At 53.7% G+C, this 18309-nt stretch carries 17 protein-coding genes; 3 read left to right on the plus strand and 14 right to left on the minus strand.

Going from position 1 to position 18309, the window contains the following annotated elements; all coding sequences use genetic code 11:
- Nucleotides 1–2: 2 nt before the first annotated feature.
- Nucleotides 3–395: a DUF5675 family protein gene (locus ACQE3E_RS22990; RefSeq protein WP_168028652.1), complete on the plus strand. Its 393-nt coding sequence runs from the start codon at nucleotides 3–5 to the stop codon at nucleotides 393–395.
- A gap of 61 nt (nucleotides 396–456) precedes the next feature.
- Here the strand turns inward: ACQE3E_RS22990 and ACQE3E_RS22995 are convergent, their stop codons facing one another.
- The 3 genes from ACQE3E_RS22995 to ACQE3E_RS23005 all read right to left on the minus strand — a co-directional run bounded on the left by ACQE3E_RS22995 (nucleotide 457) and on the right by ACQE3E_RS23005 (nucleotide 5687).
- Nucleotides 457–1647 (minus strand): Wadjet anti-phage system protein JetD domain-containing protein, encoded by a 1191-nt coding sequence (locus ACQE3E_RS22995; protein ID WP_313730922.1) that lies wholly within the window; start codon nucleotides 1645–1647, stop codon nucleotides 457–459.
- On the minus strand, nucleotides 1644–4934 hold the full coding sequence (locus ACQE3E_RS23000; RefSeq protein ID WP_313731069.1) for an ATP-binding protein: 3291 nt from the start codon (nucleotides 4932–4934) through the stop codon (nucleotides 1644–1646). The genes ACQE3E_RS22995 and ACQE3E_RS23000 overlap by 4 nt, the downstream gene beginning before the upstream one ends.
- Nucleotides 4935–5054: 120 nt before the next feature.
- Entirely contained in the window at nucleotides 5055–5687 is a 633-nt protein-coding gene (locus ACQE3E_RS23005; protein ID WP_313730920.1) for a DUF4194 domain-containing protein, read from the minus strand.
- Nucleotides 5688–5831: 144 nt separating this feature from the next.
- Between ACQE3E_RS23005 and ACQE3E_RS23010 the strand changes: the two genes are divergently transcribed.
- Both ACQE3E_RS23010 and ACQE3E_RS23015 read left to right on the plus strand, forming a co-directional pair.
- Nucleotides 5832–6107, plus strand: a complete 276-nt coding sequence (locus tag ACQE3E_RS23010) for a type II toxin-antitoxin system Phd/YefM family antitoxin (RefSeq protein ID WP_071160822.1) — start codon at nucleotides 5832–5834, stop codon at nucleotides 6105–6107.
- A complete protein-coding gene (locus ACQE3E_RS23015) occupies nucleotides 6107–6442 on the plus strand; it encodes a type II toxin-antitoxin system RelE/ParE family toxin (RefSeq protein WP_427501125.1) in 336 nt (111 codons plus the stop codon). Before ACQE3E_RS23010 ends, ACQE3E_RS23015 begins: the two co-directional genes overlap by 1 nt.
- A 351-nt stretch (nucleotides 6443–6793) precedes the next feature.
- Here the strand turns inward: ACQE3E_RS23015 and ACQE3E_RS23020 are convergent, their stop codons facing one another.
- The 11 genes from ACQE3E_RS23020 to gmk all read right to left on the minus strand — a co-directional run bounded on the left by ACQE3E_RS23020 (nucleotide 6794) and on the right by gmk (nucleotide 18190).
- The gene (locus tag ACQE3E_RS23020; protein WP_427501126.1) at nucleotides 6794–7705 is read right to left on the minus strand and encodes a hypothetical protein; all 912 of its coding nucleotides are present in this window, start codon (nucleotides 7703–7705) and stop codon (nucleotides 6794–6796) included.
- A gap of 62 nt (nucleotides 7706–7767) precedes the next feature.
- A complete protein-coding gene (locus ACQE3E_RS23025) occupies nucleotides 7768–8934 on the minus strand; it encodes a hypothetical protein (RefSeq protein WP_313730917.1) in 1167 nt (388 codons plus the stop codon).
- A 285-nt stretch (nucleotides 8935–9219) separates the two neighbouring features.
- Entirely contained in the window at nucleotides 9220–9606 is a 387-nt protein-coding gene (locus ACQE3E_RS23030) for a type II toxin-antitoxin system VapC family toxin (protein WP_313730916.1), read from the minus strand.
- Complete coding sequence (locus ACQE3E_RS23035; RefSeq protein WP_281021847.1) at nucleotides 9607–9840, minus strand: type II toxin-antitoxin system Phd/YefM family antitoxin; 234 nt, start codon at nucleotides 9838–9840, stop codon at nucleotides 9607–9609.
- An 83-nt stretch (nucleotides 9841–9923) separates the two neighbouring features.
- Nucleotides 9924–11378: a DUF3375 domain-containing protein gene (locus tag ACQE3E_RS23040; RefSeq protein WP_313730915.1), complete on the minus strand. Its 1455-nt coding sequence runs from the start codon at nucleotides 11376–11378 to the stop codon at nucleotides 9924–9926.
- Nucleotides 11375–12733 carry a DNA recombination protein RmuC gene (locus tag ACQE3E_RS23045; protein WP_313730914.1) on the minus strand — a complete coding sequence of 453 codons (1359 nt, stop codon included), beginning with the start codon at nucleotides 12731–12733 and terminating at the stop codon, nucleotides 11375–11377. Before ACQE3E_RS23045 ends, ACQE3E_RS23040 begins: the two co-directional genes overlap by 4 nt.
- Before the next feature lie 160 nt (nucleotides 12734–12893).
- Nucleotides 12894–13853, minus strand: coding sequence for an SdiA-regulated domain-containing protein (locus ACQE3E_RS23050; protein ID WP_313730913.1), 960 nt, complete (start codon nucleotides 13851–13853; stop codon nucleotides 12894–12896).
- A 49-nt stretch (nucleotides 13854–13902) separates the two neighbouring features.
- A complete protein-coding gene (locus tag ACQE3E_RS23055; protein ID WP_313730911.1) occupies nucleotides 13903–14580 on the minus strand; it encodes a lamin tail domain-containing protein in 678 nt (225 codons plus the stop codon).
- A 562-nt stretch (nucleotides 14581–15142) separates the two neighbouring features.
- On the minus strand, nucleotides 15143–16429 hold the full coding sequence (hemL, locus tag ACQE3E_RS23060; protein ID WP_427501127.1) for a glutamate-1-semialdehyde 2,1-aminomutase: 1287 nt from the start codon (nucleotides 16427–16429) through the stop codon (nucleotides 15143–15145).
- Between the two features lie 678 nt (nucleotides 16430–17107).
- Nucleotides 17108–17560, minus strand: coding sequence for a hypothetical protein (locus ACQE3E_RS23065; protein WP_064031439.1), 453 nt, complete (start codon nucleotides 17558–17560; stop codon nucleotides 17108–17110).
- A gap of 15 nt (nucleotides 17561–17575) precedes the next feature.
- On the minus strand, nucleotides 17576–18190 hold the full coding sequence (gene gmk, locus ACQE3E_RS23070) for a guanylate kinase (protein WP_313730907.1): 615 nt from the start codon (nucleotides 18188–18190) through the stop codon (nucleotides 17576–17578).
- Between the last annotated feature and the right edge of the window lie 119 nt (nucleotides 18191–18309).

Consider the following 18309-nt stretch of genomic DNA (forward strand, 5'->3'; position numbering starts at 1 on the left):
ACATGGAGCTGAACCTGACCCGCGTCGAATTCACCGACGAAAGCACGATAGGCGAATTAAGTATTAACGGAACCTTCGAATGTTACACCTTGGAGGACAAGGTCCGGCCGGTCAAAGTCAAGGGCATGACCGCGATTCCGGCCGGCTCCTACGAAATCATCATCAATTTTTCCGAGCGCTTTAAAAAACCGTTGCCGCTACTGCTAAACGTGCCGAATTTCGACGGCGTCCGGATACATCCCGGCAATAGCGCCAAGGATACCGAGGGCTGCATTCTGGTCGGGAAATCGAAATCGGCCGATTTCGTCGGCTCCAGCCGGGCGGCTTTCGAAACGCTGTTCGAGAAACTCAAACGCGCCGCCGAAAACGAGAAAATCTTTATCCATATCGTTTGAAATTGCCCGGCGCTTGGGAAAACTTTTGCCGCTTTGAATGCCGGGTTCCGCTTCATCCTGGCTAGGTTTCCGCTTGGAGCCGCGTCAGCAACGCGCCGAGCGCGGCAAAACCGACATACTCCTGCTCCAACCTCAGGTTTTGGCCGAAACGGTTATCGCGCAACGCGTCGTACAGCGCGCTTTCCTCAAAGGTTAAACCGGATAAATCGGCGCGGCCCGGAGCGGTTTCCGCAACCCAGGACTCGCGGTGCGCCAACAAGGTCGCTTGGTCCATCAGCAATGAGCTGGTTTGCGGAAAGTATTGGCGGAACTGGCTCAAAATCGCGAAGCCGTGGGTGTCGATGTCGCCCCAGTAGTGAATTTCCTTATCCTTCAACCATTCGACTTGCGCCAAGGCATCGAAGCCGTAGCCTCTGCCGAAAATCACCATGCCGCCCTGAACGTTCGGAAATGCCAGGCCGTTGATGTCGTTTTCGGTGACGAATACCCGCTTGACCTGCAAATTCAAAGTCGCGAATTCGCCGGCGGTCACCGTCAGATCGCTCAAGCCGGCGATGCGCAGCCGACTATCCAGCAAGCGGAAGCGAATCGTCGCCGGCTTCGCCAAAAAGCCGTAGCGCGCTTCGAAGCCGGCGACACCGGTTTGCGCGGTATCGATCGCCACGGCCGGTAACAGCAAGTCCAGCCATTCGCCGAGCAACTTCTTGCGGCTTTCGATGAATTTGCTGTCGATACTGGGCAAGCTGATTTGGCGTAGATAAATGCCTGGCCGAGGATGTTTTACGACCCAGCCGGCCACGCTCAACAATTTTTGCCATTCGTCGGCGTGCTCCAAGACGCGTAACGGATATTTCAATAACCAAGGCCGCAGGGCGGCGAAATCGTCAACCAGCGATGCCGCCAATTGCCCGAAAACCGCCAATTCCTTCGCTTTTTTCAAATACGCCGCCGCGTCGTCCGGCTTGTCGAAAACCACCGCCGCCGGCAAACGGTTGCGCCCCGACAGCCGATGATTAATGTCGCGCCATTCGACGGCAAAATGCTTGGCCTCAACGGCCAACCAAGGCTCCACCCAAGCCTGCACGGCAGAAAAATCGGCGGCCAGTTGCGTCGGACTGGGTGGCTTTAAAGGAATACGCAGCGGAAACAAGCCGCTGGGCACGAGACTTTCCGTCAAAATTTGCCCGCGCTGCCAGCGCTTGTCCAGTTCGGCGCGCAACTCGGCCGGCAAGGTCCAGACCGGCTTGCTCATCCGCCGCGCGCCGCACGTTCGGCGTGGTACTCTTCGATGCTCAGATTGCGCAGCTTGGACGCACGTCCTTCCTCGTTATGCACGAAGCCGACCGCTGCGACGTAGGGCTCGATGATGTGAATTTTCTGCAGCGGCGTGACGATCAACAGTTGCAGATTGAGTTTTTCGAACAGCCGTAAGCCGTATTGCGCCGATTCGTCGGAGCCGCGGCCGAAGGCCTCGTCGATCACCACGAAGCGGAACGAACGCGAGCGCACCGCGCCCCATTCCAAACCGAATTGATAGGCCAAGCTGGCGGCCAGGATCGTGTAAGCCAGTTTTTCCTTCTGGCCACCGGATTTGCCGCCGGAGTCGGAATAATGCTCGTGCTCGCTGTTGTCCTCGCGCCAACGCTCGCTGGCGCCGAAGCTGAACCAGTTGCGCACGTCGGTAACCTTGGCTGTCCAGCGCCGGTCTTGCTCGGCCTGGCCCTCGCGGCCGCGAAAACGCTCGATGATTTTTTTGACTTCCAGAAACTTGTTTTCCGAATATTGCTCGTCGTCGGAACCGGTCAGCGCGCCCTCGGTGCAGGCGCGTAACTCGCTTTGAAAGTCGCGCACGTCGGCGTCCGGCGTCGGTTGCGCTTCCAGCACGATGAAGCGGTTGGTGTTGTAGTCGATCTGAGTCAAGGACTCGTTGATCAGGGCGATGCGCTCCTTGATGGTTTCCCGCTCGCGGGCCAGTTGCGACTGGAAGTTAGCGACCTCGCGGATGGTATTTTCGTTGAGCAATTCCTTGAAGCGAGCCTCGAAGCGCGGGAAGGCCGCGCAATAGCCGCTCATCGCGTCGATGATCTTGTCGCGCAGATAATTGAGCTTTTTGGTCTCGTTTTCGATTTTGGTCTGCAACCAATCGCGCATCTCGCGTTCGCGGTTGTCGCAGGACTCCACCGTGACTTGCCGTTCGGCCAGCACTTCGCCGCGTAGCGCTTCCAAAGCAGGATATTGCGCGCCGTGTGCGTCACCGGCTTCGTTCAGGATGTCGGAAGTCTGCGTCAGCAACGCTTCGGCGGCCTGTTTGCGTTGCTCGGTGGCGCCGATTTCCTTGATTTTGTCGTTCAGCGCGTGCTCGGTATCGGCCAAAGCATGTTGCAGCGCTTCCAGCCGCTCCGTCAGTTGCTTGAGCAGATCGGACGCCGCTTCCAGCTCGCGCTTCTCGTGTTCCAGCCGAGCAATCTCCGCAGCCAAAGGCTGCCAGTCCAGTTCGCGGAAATCGCGGTATTCGCCCAGCTTGCTTAAGGTTTCCAATTGCGCCTTGACCGTGGCTTGTGCTTTGGCGATGTCGGCCAAGCGACCGGCCAGATCGGCTAGCTGATTTTCCAATAGCTTGGCCTTGGCTTCCAGCGCGGCTATCTTGGCGGCATTGGACCAGCCCAACACATAGCGGCTGCGGTCGTCCAGGCGGTGGCGGTCGTCTTTTTCGTGGCGTTCGCCGGGTGCCTTGATCTGGCCGGCGCGGGTGATGGCTTTTTGCTCGCGGCGGAATTGCTCCTGGGTCGCGCAGCAAGCTACGTCGAAGCGGTGACCGATCTCGCGCTCCAGCCAATCGTAAAACGCCGAATCGGGTTTAATCGCCAATTTGCGCGCCAACGAATCGCGGTGCGGCTCCGGCAGCTCGGCGCGCTGGCCGGGCCTGACCCGGAAGTAGACCAGCCGGCCGCGCAAATGGGTTTGATCCACCCAATCGGCTACCGCCGAATAATGCGCATCCGGCACCAGCAGCGATAGGCCGAAATTGCGCAACATGCGTTCGGCGGCGCCTTCCCAATCCTTGTCTTCATCGCGCACCTGGATCAATTCGCCGGCGAACGGCATCCGGTCCTCGGCCAGATTCAGCGCTTCACAAAGCGCCTGGCGCATTTTGATTTGCGCATCGTCGATATTGCTACGCCGGGCCTTCAGGCTGGTCAATTCGGCTTGCAGGAGTTGATGTTCGTTGCGACCTTGCGCAAACGCCACGCCGATTTCGCTAGCTTGGTTTTGCAGATCGGCTTCGCGCGCGGACGCACTGTCCCGTAACTCCAGAAAACGGACTTGCTGCGCCAGAAAGGCTTCGGCGTCTACCGGTGCCGGCAAATCCAAGCTTTGCAGCAGTTTTTCATAGCGGGCGGATTTATCGCGGCGGCGCGCCATATCATCTTGCAGACGCTCGATTTCCAATCCCAATTGAGCGATGCGGTCGCCGCCGTTGGCGGCAATATGGCGTTGCAGTTCGCCCGCCTGCATTTGCAGTTGTCGCTTGCGTTCGCTCAGCCGCTCGAGCTGGGCGTTTTGCCGGGCAAGCTCTTCATCCAATGTTGCCAGACGCTTTTCCAGCAAACCTTGCTTTAGGCCCGCGAAAAACGGCCGCAAGGCTTCGCGGCAGGCGCGCAGGGTTTCGGTTTGCTCGTTGAGTTGAGTGTGACGCTGGCAATCGGCGACCAGAGGCGTTAACAGGCTCATCTGCCGCTTGGCCTTCAAAACCGCGTCGTGGGCGCGGTTCAGGTCGTCGAAATGGTTGATCAAAGCGGTGATGCGCGGCGCGACTTCCGAGGGTTCCAGCATGTGGCTGCGCACAAAATCGGTCAGATTGCCGACCGACTTCATCGATACGGTTTGATGGAACAATTCCAGCGCTTGCTCGTTGTCGATGCCGAAACGACGGCGGAACCAGGCGCCATAAGGCGGAAAGCTGTCATGCAACTCCGCGCCCAAGCCGCGCAGCTTCTTGCGCAGTTGACCGATGTCGCTGCCGAAGTCGGAAAAATCGCGAGCTATGCTCAAGTCCCGTTCGGCACCGACGAACAGCCGCGCCGGCTGGCCCTGGCGGTCGCTGATCCAGAACACTTGGGCCAGCGTCACGGTCTGATCGTAGCCAGCGTTGTGGAAAACGCCCAAGATCACCGAATAACTGTTGTCGCCGCGCAAGGCCACTGGCTTGGCGCTGCCGCTGACCTCATTGCGCTCGGACTTGTAATGGCCCAGCACATAGGATCGCAGGCTGCGCTCTTTGGCGTCGGCGCCGGCCGCCTTGTTATAGGCGATACGATGGGCCGGCACCAATAAGGTCGTGACCGCATCGACCAGGGTCGATTTGCCGGAACCGATGTCGCCGGTCAACAAAGCGTTGCGGCCATTCAAGTTCAAGACCCAAACCCGGCCGTCGAAGGTTCCCCAATTATAGACTTCCAGACGTTGCAGCCGGAAGCCGGACAGGGTGTCGTCGTCGACGAAATCCAGCGACAGTTGCAGGTTGTTATTGGTGATCATCACGCGGTGGATTTTGGTTGATAAACGCCCTGAGCCTTTTTCCAAAGCAAGGCGTCGTAAAACGGGCTGGAAGTCCCCCTCTCCCTGAGGGAGAGGGCTGGGAATCAAGCTTAAAACCAATCATTCGCCACCCTCCGCACCGCCGGCCAGTTGCGTCTGATACTCCGCCAGCCGCGAATCCAATTCCGACAACCATTGCGCATCGACAAAAGCCTTGAGTATCCGCCTGACCTCGTAACTGGCGGCTTGATTGGTGCTGGTCTTGAGCTTGCGCAAAAAACCCAGTTCGACCACCTTGTTGATATGGGTTTCGATCTGATCGATCAGCCTAGCCTCGTTGCTACGCTGCGGCAAAAACACCCGGATCAATTCGACGATGTCCTCGCGCGACAACACCAGCCGAGTCTCGCCGCCGCCCTTGTCAAACTCGGCCAAGCGCTTGCGCAACAAGGCCAGCAACAAACTGACCGGAAACGACAACGGCCGACGCGCGATCAAACGCGGCAACTTGGGTGCCGCATCGTCGTCTTCGACGTCCGTCTGGCGCGAACGCAAGAACGCATAACCCTCGGCCTCGTCCAACACCAATTCCAAACCCAGCACCGAGATGTAGTCCCGCACCCTGGCCTGTAGATTCAGCAAGGCATTCCACAAACCGCCGTCGCTTTCCTGATAGACCACACCTTTCAATAATGGAATGACCACGGCCGACAGGTCGTATTGGGGTGCGGCTTCGAGCTCGGTTTCTGTCATCGCGTTTGGGATCGCTGGGATAAAGTCGGGGATTTTACGGGGAAGAGACGGAGAAATCGAACCTACTTGCTTTACACGCGCAAGCATTGCCTCAGAACTTTTTAAAGACTATATTAAGTCCTTTCTAAAAAGTTCGAGGCAGTCATGCGTTACTCATCTCAAGTCAAACCGATCAGTTACCTGAAAGCCAACGCCGCCGAAGTGTTGTTAAAACTGGCCGAATGCCGCGAACCTTTGGTCATTACCCAAAACGGCGAAGCCAAGGCCGTATTGCAGGACGTGGCCTCCTACGAGGAAACCCAGGAAACCCTGGCCTTATTGAAAATATTGGCCTTGGGCAACCGGGAAATCGAGAGCGGCAACGTCAAACCCGTGGCCGAAGTCGCCGCCCGACTGCGCGCGAAAAAGACTAGCAGCTAATGCCCGAAGCATCTTATCAAGTCTTGTTGACTCGCGGTGCCGAGCAGGATTTGGAAAGCCTGTACGATTACATCGCCGAATTCGATTCGCCGGCCAATGCCGATGCCGTCTTGGACAAGTTGTTGCAAACGCTGGACGATTTGGCGAGTTTCCCGGAACGCGGCAACTTCCCGAAAGAGCTTGCCGCCTTAGGCATACAGGAATACCGCCAAGTCTTCTTCAAACCCTACCGCATCGTCTATCGCATCATAGCCCGACAAGTCTATGTTTATCTGATCGCCGACGGCCGGCGGGACATGCAAGCTTTGTTGACGAGGCGGTTGCTGGGTGGATAAGGCGGATTAGATCATGGATACTTTATGGGGCCTACCCCGGCCGACCGGTAGCCGATATTCTTCCCATTACGGATGACTGTGTTTCTTCCGTAACTGACGGTGGTTGAAAGTCTGCCTGTCCGACGCTTGATTGCAAGAGCAGACCTCGATTTATTCGTAGGATGTGGTGAGTTTACGAACCGCACCAATCGCGAACGATGCGGTGCACGTCGTTTACCGCATCCTACTCCCCTGGAAAACGGAGCAGCCTTGGTGTGAAAAACATCGGAAAGCCGTGTGCGTTAATAGCGTATGCACGGTTTGATGTGGGAGGGTAGGCGTAAGCCTGTTCTCTACTCTACCCGATTTTGTTTAACGTTCAAAGACCCAATATATAATTGTATTGCCCGGCAGTAGTCCGATGTCACATGAAAATTTGTTACTACCTTTGTTATTAATTTTAGAATTGTGTTCGAGGACTTGCCCGCTAATTAAGTTAGCATATAGAATAAATTGATGATTTTGCTTTGGTGGGGTGTCGAAAGCGATTTCAACTGTAAGATTATTGATAGAACCATAGTAACAAGCCTGAGGAACAAATACTAAATCCCAATGTGGTAACATTACATCATCCCAATCATCCGAAAAAGAAATATCAATCACTGTACCTTTTTGCCAGCCAATACGTAGAGGAATATTTATACAGGCTATTCGATCCATATAGGTATGTGAAGCGGATTGAACTTCTACCCACTTTCTACCTTCCTTTACTTTTACCTTATATTTATAGCTTCCGTCATTCGGTATTCCAGCTCCAACTTGAAATATTTTTATTCCTGTTTTATTCGGAGATTCAATGAATCTGAATTTGTAATCTTCATTTGTAATAATTTTCTTACCAGATATCTTGAATTTTCGTTTAAGCTCTAACACCTCTAAATGGTCGCATTCAAGGCTTTTCGGATTAAGAAAATCTCCGTTTAATAGGGCGTTATTCAAGAATGATGATAGCGAGTTATAAGTGTCTTGAGGAATTCTTGTTCTTAATGGGGAAAGAAAATCCATATGACTCCTTGTCTTTTTTATAGAAAGTTTTTTGGCTGAAAAACAAATAAACTTGCCTATGATAGGTTTAAGGTTTTGTAAAAATCGCCATAATATGATAAACAGTACAGGAATAACTACAACGAAAAAGACATTGCTTGGATTAGTGAAAATGGTTTTAAGAAGCTCTTTAATTGTATCTGATGTGATCGATAATAGTAAATCTTTTCCAAGCTCCATAAATCCTGAAATCCACATAATATCTAGCAATGATAGTTAAAGTCGCCTGTTTTATAATAAAGTCAGCGTATGATAAAACTTGCGGGATCATTGCTTAGATAAAGACCAGACCAACAATTTGGTTGTAATCTGGTTACAACATTATGAACGAAGTAATAGCCTGTTGCGTATGTCGGAAAATATAGTTTCCACTTTATAGCGAACAACAAGGCGGTCTCTGCTTTTTCTTTTGAACACCATGTATTTCTTACGAGTTCTTCAGAGGCTTCTTCTTTTGTCATTGTGCCTGATAAAATCTTAATTGCTAAATTATGACGAACATCAGTAAAAACTTTGTCATAGACAAAGCCCATATAATCACTAACTGTTAAGGATGTTTTAAAGTATTCTAGTGAATAATCAGCAAGACCCTCAGATAAAAGGTTACGTGGAGTGTTTAAAAGCTGGAGAGTATAAAACGAACTTATTTCATTTTTTCGATACAAATATTCCCGAATAGCCGCTTCCGCAACATGGCCAGGAAAAACTTCATGGAAAGCGAATAGGGCGCATTGATCTTGATAGAGTGGATACTTTCCATTGATTTCTATCGTATATTTAAATTCATCTTCATAGATACAATATGCTTGCCAATTGTCTTTAGTATCTACTATTTTATATTTTCCTTTCAAACTCCCAATAATTGAGTTTATATCGTGTTTGTCTAAAAAACTCGGAAGAATTTCTGTAGAGGCTAACTGAGTACCTAGTTGAACAAAAGCAGATAATCTATTAAGGTATTCGTCTGCTGAAACAATGTTGTCTTCTCTCCATTGTTCAAAAGCAGATTTCAAGCTACGGGCTGGATAGGCGGTATGTAAAAAATCATGGAGTTCTTTGAAACGCGCTAGAATTTTTCCTTGATCAATTTCTTCAATTTTTACCTGATAGATGTCTTCTAAATTATTTACGTAAGAATTTTGATTAAAGTTATCCGAACTTTGCAAAACTGTAACTAAAGCACTTATTGCTAGCCCCATGTCACGTTTCAATTGATGGGAGATGGTTGATTTAGTTGCTTCTTGGCTGAGTTGCGACAAATTAGCTATAGCATCATCAACGCTTTGTAGTATTTTTGGCGGATTGGCTGGCCTGGGACCTCTATCAACAATAGATCCTGCACCAAGTAGCTCATCAATCGAAAAACATAGTGATATGAATTTTGAGACGCAAGGGTGTTCGTTATTCATTTGTTGAGCTTCCATTTGCTGAGGGGTTGGCAGGTGTGGGTTGAGAAATATGACGCCCGAGATATTAAACTTTTTTTTAATTACAGCATTGTTTTCAGTCCGCGTAGCTCCGATTGGCGATAGCGTAATCGGAGGAATGTTGGCTTCGAAATGTGCGATTACGCAAGCTAATCGCACATTTCGAAGGACAGCTTCATTGCCATTTGTTGCCCCTGCTAATTAAATCTTATTCGGCAGCAAAGGGATCGCCTATCGACAACCTGAATACTATTTTCTGATCTCCATTCACCAAATCCGTCTAACCCCATAACTATCGAACAACACTTCATTGCTGATCAAGGCAATATTCTCGGCCTGAGCCTGGGCGATCAACATTCGGTCGAAAGGGTCGCGGTGCGGACCAGGCAGGCTGCCGGCTCTCAACGCGTGGTCGGTTGTGATAGCCAGCGGGGTAAAACCTTGTTCCTTTAGGCAATCCTGGTAGCTATCGACCACGGCTTCGGCACCCGGCAATTTGCCGATACGTACCTTGGTGGCGATCTCCCAGGCCGAAGCGGCGCTGATCAGCACGACGTGGCTGGGCTCGGCAATCCATTCTTTTGCAATCGGAGACAGCTTCTCGTCGCCGTCCAACCACCACAACAAAGTATGGGTATCCAACAGCACTTTCATCTATTGCGCCCAGGCATCCAATTCGTCGTCCGGTAATGGTTCGAAGAAGGCTTCGGTCACCGGAGCTTGACCTTTCATGGCGCCGAATCGCCGTTGCGGACGACTTTCGGTGATCGGCACCAGCTTGACCAACGGCACCTTGCCCTTGGCGATGATCACTTCCTCACCGGCGAATGCTTGTTCGACCAAGCTGGATAAATGGGTTTTGGCGTTATAAAGCGTATAAGTGCTCACAAGCATACTCCTTGACCAAGTAATTTGACTAACCCAGTATAGCAAACCCCCGCATCGTGGCAACGCAACCTTTTATTGAGCAGTCACCTAACAAAAATCACCCTAGGCAACCGTGCCTGTTTGCTCAACTCCCGGCCTTCGCCATCCACAGCCTGCCAAACGATCACATCCTCCACGCCTTCATCGACCGTGGTTTTAAAGCTGTCGCCGCCGAGTTGCAGATAGGCGACCAGTTCCGCCAGGCCGTGTTGCAGCGGGCGGGCGCGGCAGAGTTCCGCCAGCGTGATTTGCGGTTTGTCTTGCAGGGCGTGGCGGATGTGGCGGGCCAGTTGCGTCTTGTCGATGACGATTTGCGAGAACAGCGCGGCGGCGTCCAGGTCTTCGTCGCCGGTTTGCGGGATGATGCTTTCGATGCGCGGTTTGACCGGTGGCGTGTGTAGCGGCCGTTCCATCGGCAGCTCGATGTCGGCGGCGGCTTCGGCGACGATCATGACTTCACCGGCGGGTTGTTTTTCGCGTAAGGCCAGGGCCTTGGCTTCGATGCCGTGCAGGATTTCCATGATCCGGCGATTTTCCAGCCAGGCCTGGTCGTCGAGAAAACGGCGCAATTGCCGGCTCAGTTCGGCGACGGTGCGCTGGGTATGCTCGCCGGCTTCCAACCAATCGTAATGCACCCGGCGAATGCGGGCGTCGGGCTTGAGTTCGGCGACAGGCTCCAAAGCCAACACCCGTTCCAGCAAGGCCGACAATTCTTCCTGGCGGCGGCTGGACATTAGAAAATCCCAGAAGGCGCGGAAACTGCGGCCTTGGTCGGAGTCGGCTATGGCGTCGCGTTCGCCCATGATGTCTTGCAGCAGTTCGCCCTTGCCGCCTTCCCACAAGGCGATGCGCTCCCGCACTCGCCGGTCCAGGCCGCGAAAGTTATGTTCAACTTCGCGAAAGTCGCCCAGCAGTTCGCGGGCCAGCCCGGTGAATTGCTGGAAGCGGTCCTTCAACGCGGTGTCGTCCAGCACTTGCAGGTCGCCGGCGCGGATGCGGGCGATTTCGGCATCGAGATCGGCACGGCGTTTTTCCAGTTCGACGATGCGGGTTTCCGGGTCGGTCTCGCTGCCTTCGCTGATTTGTTTGAGCAGCTCGAATAAGGTCAACAGTCTGGACTCGGTGCCGACGAAGGCGCGTTCGGTCAGGCTATCCAACCAAGCGATGGCTTTTTCGGTGGCTGGCGTCAGGTCGAAAAACGGCTCGTCGGAACCTTGCCGGTAAAACTTGCGCAACCAAGCCTTGTCGTTGCCGGCCCAGTCGTTCAGATAGTCCAGCGCGGGCTTAGGGAAAGCATCGTTACCCAGCCGTTCGCGTAACGCAAACAACTCATCTTCCAGCGCTTCGGCCAGATCGGCCTGACCGATCAGACGCTGATTGGGGGCGACGAAGACCCGGTGCAGGAAGCTGGCGATCAGCGGCGCATGGTCGGAGCGCAATAACCGCCAGGCCGGGTGGTTTTGTTTCAGCAGCTCCAGCGTGGCGTAGTCCAGGCTCATTCGGCGGCGTCCGCATCCATTTGTTCGGTCAGGCTCTTGGGTAGTTTCTTTTTCACTTTCACGCCCAGTTCTTCGAGTGCGCCGGCTTGGCGCAACAGATTGCCCTGGCCACTGCTGAGTTTGTTGACGATGCCGTCGTAGGTTTTTTGCACGGTGCCGAGTTGGTGGCCGAGTTTTTCGATGTCTTCGACGAAGCCGCGGATCTTGTCGTACAGTGCGCCGGCCTTGTCGGCAATCAACCGGGCGTTTTCGTTTTGCTGCTCGTAACGCCAGATGTTTTGGATGGTTCTTAGCGTCGCGAGCAAGGTGGTCGGCGTAACGACGACGATTTTGTGTTCGAAGGCGTCGTTGAATAATTTCTCGTCGCCTTGGAAGGCGGCCATGAAGGCGGCTTCGATCGGCATGAATAGCAGCACGAAGTCCAGCGAACGCAGGCCTTTCAGGCTGGAATAATCCTTGCCGCTGAGGCCTTTGATGTGGGCGCGCACCGCTTCGACGTGTTGTTTCAGCGCTTCCGCGCGTTCAGCATCGTCTTCGCTGGAACAGTAGCGCTCGTAAGCGTTCAACGAGACTTTGGAATCGATCACCACATCCTTGTTGTCCGGCAAGCGGACGATCACGTCGGGTTTGAACAGTCGGTTGTCTTCGTCGCGGAAAGCGCCCTGGGTTTCGTATTCGATGCCCTTGCGCAGGCCGGATTGTTCCAGCACCTTTTCCAGAATCATCTCGCCCCAGTTGCCTTGCGCCTTGTGGTCGCCTTTCAACGCCCGGGTCAAATTCAGCGCTTCCTGGTTCATCTTCTGAGTATCGCGGCGCAACGAGACGATTTCCTCGCGTAGCGAGATGCGATCCTTGGTTTCGTTGTCGTAGACGCTTTCGACGCGACTTTTGAATTCGCCGAGTTGCTGTTTCAACGGCGCCACCAAGCCTTCGATACTGACTTTATTATGCTCGACAAACTGCTTGCCGCGTTCTTCGAAAATCCTGTGCGCCAGATTCTCGAACTGGGTTTTTAACTGATTTTCCGCATCTTGCAGTAGGCGGATTTTCTCTTCGTTGTGTTTATGCTGCTCCTGCTGGCGGGTATTAAGTTCGGCGTTTTCGGTTTTCAATGCCAAAAGCTGTTGTTGCAAGGCTTGCAACTCGGATTCGCGCCGATTCAATAGGCTTAGCCTTTCCTCGGCCACCGCCAGCTTTACGGTTTGTTGCTGTAAAACCTGTTGTTGCAGATCGATTTCCGCTTGCAGGGTCTGGCGCCGCGCGCCCATCAGACGGGCGCCGATAAAGTAGCCAAGCGATGCGGCAACGGCGAGACTCGCTGGCCAAAGCCACGGAGTGATTTCCAAGAATGTCATTTTCGATGCAACGCCGACGCGTGCTTGAGGGGTGAATTGAACCGGATTGGACGAATCGGTCAATTGTAAGGGAAGTCAGCACCGACAGTCTGGAAAAACCGGCACGACGACGGCAAGCCGGAATACGGCCTGCCGTCGGGCTTGCTAGAAAGAACGCCGGTTAGGCTGATTTACGGCGAACCGCGAGGATACCGGCCAAGGCCGAACCGAACAACCACAACGCGCCCGGTAACGGAACCGCGGTCGGCGTCAGCACGAACAAGCGCGAGTTGGGGTAGGCGCTGCCGTTGTTCTCGGCAACCAAGTAGATGTTGCCTAGCGTATCCACGGTGACGCCTTCGATGGCTTGCTGGGTAACGGAGGACAGATCGAAGCTGCTGACTATTTGACCGGCCGTCGTCAATTCCACCAACATTTTTGAATCCAGACTCAGAATCAGCAAGTTGTCGGCCCCCGCGCCGCCGGCCAGACTATCGACGGCGGACAAGGTTTGCACGTCGGACAGACTGTTCAAGCCAAACAACGAACCGCTACCGGAAAACAGCGTCGTCGTCGATGCGGTGCCGTAGCCGATCGCAAAGTCCAGCGTACTTTTACGCAACTGCGCCGGATTGTCTTGCTTGACCGAGTAAAAGCTGCCGTCGCGCGGATCGACGCTGATGCCTTCGGTTCCGACATTGCCGACACTGGCCGTGCTGCCGGTAATCGCCACTTTCGGCTGATTGTTTAGCGCCACGCTGCCGCCGGCACTGTAGGTAAATTGATAAGCCACTTGCGGACGTTCGTCGACAACGACCAGCCGGCCATTACCCAAATAGGTCAGGCCTTCGGCATCGTTATTGCTGCTCCCGGTTCCCGCCCAATTGAACGCCATGGAACCCAGGGTTTGCCCGGTCAACGACACTTCGACGACGCCGAGGCCTTCGTCGCCGACGAAGAACAGCGTGTTGCGGTCGCTGGCGTAAGTCACCGCCGAGGCTTCCAGACCGATACCACCCAAGGTATCCAGCGCGTAGTTGCCGGTTAATTGGTAGTTGGCCAAATTCAAAGAGCTTGCCGCTTGGACGCCGCCGGCACTGACCGCCAGCGCAATCGCGCCGATCAAGGATTGGAGTTTCATAGTCTAAATTCCTGAAAAAAGATAAATAACAAAACGGGATAGCTGAAGCCTATGCGCGTTTCTTACGACCTATCGAGGACAGAGCCAATCCGCTCAACATTAACGGAAACGCCGCCGGAACCGGCACGGCCGCCGGCGCCAACGCGAATCTGCCGGGGTTGGCGACAAATTCGCCGGACACGCTGGCTATGGAGCCGAAACTGTCGCCTACGCTAGACAATACCCAGTCCGAAGTTACGTTGTCTTGATCCAAGACGGCCAAGTTGCCAGGATTGCCGCTGATATTTTGAGTACGGATCGTGCCGGGAAGATTGCCGTCGCCGTAACTCAGCCGGTCGATCAGCATGTTGGCGGCGTTATAAAGATTGATTTCGTCGTTGCGGCCGAGATTTACCGTGTTACCGCCAATGATTTTGACCGACGCCGACAAATTCCAGTGGCTCCTGAACGTAGCGGCATCGTTTTCCGCCAGAATCACTGACTCGCCAGCCGCGACTAAGCCGAAAGCCGAGAGGCTGACCGTGCCGGGAGAACGTGAATCGTCGTCGTAGCTCCAGCCGCTGAAATCGACGGCCGCGTTGGTCAGGTTGGTGAATTCGATAAACTCGTCACCGTTATACATCCATTCGGTAACGGCCACGGTGGACGCCGAAGCGGTCGCGGCGAACAGCGAGGAAGCGGCGAATATGCCGAAAGCCGCGGCGCGGCGGAATTTTTTGACTGACATGGTACCTTCCGAAATTGTTGAATTGGGGGAACAAGGGACGGATCGGCCGCTTGCGCGGCGAAAGCCGATCCCCGCCGGAAGGTACAAAAAAAATGTGACGCGGTTATTACTTTTGCAGCGTCTTGAATAGCATTGCGCGAATCATCGCAGCGGCAATCGATGTCGTTCGCAATGTCCGCCGATCGCAAAAATATAAATATAGTGGTCGTCGAACTTATAAATCAGCCAGATAAACACAGCGTATGTTCAAGCCAAAAGCTTGGCAAGCAGCGGCATGACTTCGGCGGCACATACCAAGCCGAGCATCCATTTGACAATCAATAAATCCGATTTGACCGGCGCAAGCTCGATTTGCACATCCTTTTTGGTGAGCGGATCGGCTTCAGTTTGGGCGTCGCGAAAAGCTTTCCCACCTGTTTTTCGTCAAAACCGGCTTCTTTCAACTTACACACAAATTTGTGAGTATCAAAAGTCACAGTAGCCGTTGCTTATCTCTTTTCAATATACCTATCAGCGTACAAGAATTAAATGAGTTTTCAGGGATTGAAACCATACGCTACATTCAATTCCGCAGGTATTTAAATACCTCGGCCGCCGCCTCCACCGTTGCCTGCAAATCCCCATCCGTATGAGCCGCAGAGACAAACCCCGCCTCGAACGCCGACGGCGCCAGATAAACTCCGTGTTCCAACATCGCATGGAAGAAATGTTTGAAGCTCTCGACGTCACAGGCCATCACTTGCGCGAAACGGCAGACGGTTTTTTCTTCAGTGAAAAACAATCCGAACATCGCCCCGACCTGATTGGTGGTGAAAGCGATGCCAGCCTGATCGGCGGCGTTCTGCAAGCCGGCCAGCAATTGCGTGGTTTTGGCGGTCAAGGCCTCGTAGAAACCGGATACGGAAATCAATTCCAGGGTTTTCAATCCGGCGGCCATCGCCACAGGACACCCGGACAGCGTGCCGGCTTGATAAACCGGGCCCAGCGGTGCCAGATATTCCATGATCTTGCGGCTGCCGCCGAAAGCGCCGACTGGCAGGCCGCCGCCGATGATTTTACCCAGCGTGGTCAAATCCGGCTTAATGCAGTACAGACCTTGAGCGCCTTGCAAGCCGACGCGGAAGCCGGTCATCACTTCATCGAATATCAGCACGCTGCCGTACTGGTCGCAGACTTCCCGCAAGGTTTGCAGGAAACCGGGTTCCGGTGGAATGCAGTTCATGTTGCCGGCTACCGGTTCGACGATGATGCAGGCGATTTTATCGCCGACTTCGGCAAAGGTCTGCTTCACCGCGTCGCTGTCATTGTAAGCCAGCGTGATGGTATCGGCGGCCAGCGCGGCCGGCACGCCGGGCGAGCTGGGTACTCCCAGCGTCAATGCGCCGGAACCGGCTTTTACTAATAAGGAATCGGAATGGCCGTGATAGCAGCCTTCGAATTTGACGATCTTGTCGCGGCCGGTGTAACCGCGCGCCAAGCGCAACGCGCTCATGGTGGCTTCAGTGCCGGAGCTAACCATGCGGATCATTTCTATCGAAGGCAGCAACTCGCAAACCGTTTGCGCCATCAGCGTTTCGATCTCGGTCGGCGCGCCGAAACTCAGACCTTTTTCCGCGCTGAGTTTGACTGCATCGATCACGGCCGGATGGGCGTGGCCGACAATCATCGGCCCCCAGGAGCCGACGTAATCGATATAGCGTTTGCCTTCGGCGTCCCAAACGTAAGCGCCTTGAGCGCGATCGAAATACACTGGCGTGCCACCGACGCCCTTGAAGGCCCGCACCGGCGAGTTGACGCCGCCGGGAATGACTTGTTGAGCTTGAGAAAAAAGTTCGCTGGATGAGGTCATGATGAAAAAATCCGTTGGCAAATCGCTATCGCTAATCGAGGGAAAGGGCATTTCCGGCCATTCTCCGGCAGACTAGTTTTCAAGCGGTTGACTGTGAAATAAAGTTAAAACCCGAGGAGACTCCGGACAATATAATTGGTTTAGGGTTTTTCTACCTCGCCAAAAACGGAATCCACCGTTTTCCGTGAATCCCGAACTCATTGCTCCGGCTAGAAATTGTCAGGGCTATTCGCATTGAGCCGTTCGACCAGGCGGGGAAAGACTTGTCGAAACACCAGCCGCCCTCACTATATAAAGTCACCGGACGCCGCCACCCAATCCGGTGTCGGAATGCTGTCAATCGCGGCTAAAGCCGCTCCCACAGGTCTTATGTTTCGGCGGCGAATGCTGGTTTATTGTTGACCAGCATCAGCCTAAACCGGTTTGGGTTTACTAAGGTTTGCCGTAACTATTCAGCGCGAAGTAAAAACGCCTTCTCCCAACGGAGCAGGGGAATGAACACCTCAACCTCAACCTCAGCTACGCCGCTCGCTGAGCGGAGTCGAAGCGAAATCGCTGGCTTCGGCTCCGCTCAGCCAACGCCTTATTTCTACTCCGCTTAGCCAACTGCTTACATCGACTGTAACCATTCAACTTAACGCCAATGGTAACCAACTTACCCAAGCGCCCTCTGAACAGTTACGGCTTGCCGAACAAATGCGGACCTTTAGGTACCGGTTTGTTTTGCAGGCAAAAATAGGCCGCCGCATCGAACTTGATTTGCAGCGAGTGGGTATCTTCGTGTTCTTTCAAATACTTTTCGGCTTCGGTATCTGCCAAGTCTTCGGACATATGCCGAGCGATACAGCCGCAGCTTTCTTCCAAGCGCGGTTTATCCACATCAGGATTGTTCGAGTTACGCAATTCGCGTTCAGTACATTTTTGTGCGAATTCCTTTTCGAATCGAAACTTGGCGGTGTCGGTGGCTTCGCCGTGCTCGACGTGTTTTTTCTCCGGCGCCTTGGCCTTGGCAGCGGATTTTTCCGAACCGGCCGGCTGCGACTTATCGTCCGAACAAGCGGTGATCGTCAAGGCCGCCACGGATAGCAGAACCGCGCCGATAAGTTTTGATTTGGGATGGATGGTCTTCATGTGGCTTATCTATAGTTAGTTGAGTAAGTTTTCCAGCAAACCGGCAATTTGTTGCTGTTGTCGCCGCTGAGCGACCCGGTTGGCGATCACGATGCTTTTTAATTGGTTTAGCGCGGTTTCGAAGTCGTCGTTGACCACCAGATAATCGAATTCCGGATAGTGGCTGATTTCGGTGACGGCGTCTTGCATCCGGCGGGCAATGGTTTCCTCGGTATCCTGACCGCGCCCGCGCAAGCGCTGTTTTAAAATCTCGATCGACGGCGGCAGGACAAAGATCGACTCGCTGTCCGGCAGCATATTCCTAACTTGTTGAGCGCCTTGCCAATCGATTTCCAAAATCACATCGGTACCGTCCGCCAACGCCAATTCGACGGTCCGTTGGGCCGTGCCATAGAAATTGTCGAATACCTGAGCGTGTTCGAGAAAGGCCTGCCGTTCTATCATGGCTTCGAATTCGTCAAGCGACACGAAAAAATAATCGACACCGTTTTGTTCGCCGACCCGCATCGGCCGCGTCGTATGCGAAATCGATACGGTCAGACCGTCCAGTTCAGCGGTCAAACGTTTGACCAAACTGGTTTTCCCTGCGCCGGAAGGCGCGGAAACGATGTAAAGTTTGCCGGTAGTCATTGTAAAAAGCTGGAAATCGATGCGGCCGCCATTCTTTTCTGATAACGACCAAGAGTCAAGCCCTATCCCGCCGCTGTGCTATCATTTGCCGTCTTTTTTAGACGTCTTAGACACCCCCA

Origin of the sequence: Methylomonas sp. MED-D, from assembly GCF_050276835.1 — a bacterium.
GTDB classification, from domain to species: domain Bacteria; phylum Pseudomonadota; class Gammaproteobacteria; order Methylococcales; family Methylomonadaceae; genus Methylomonas; species Methylomonas koyamae_A.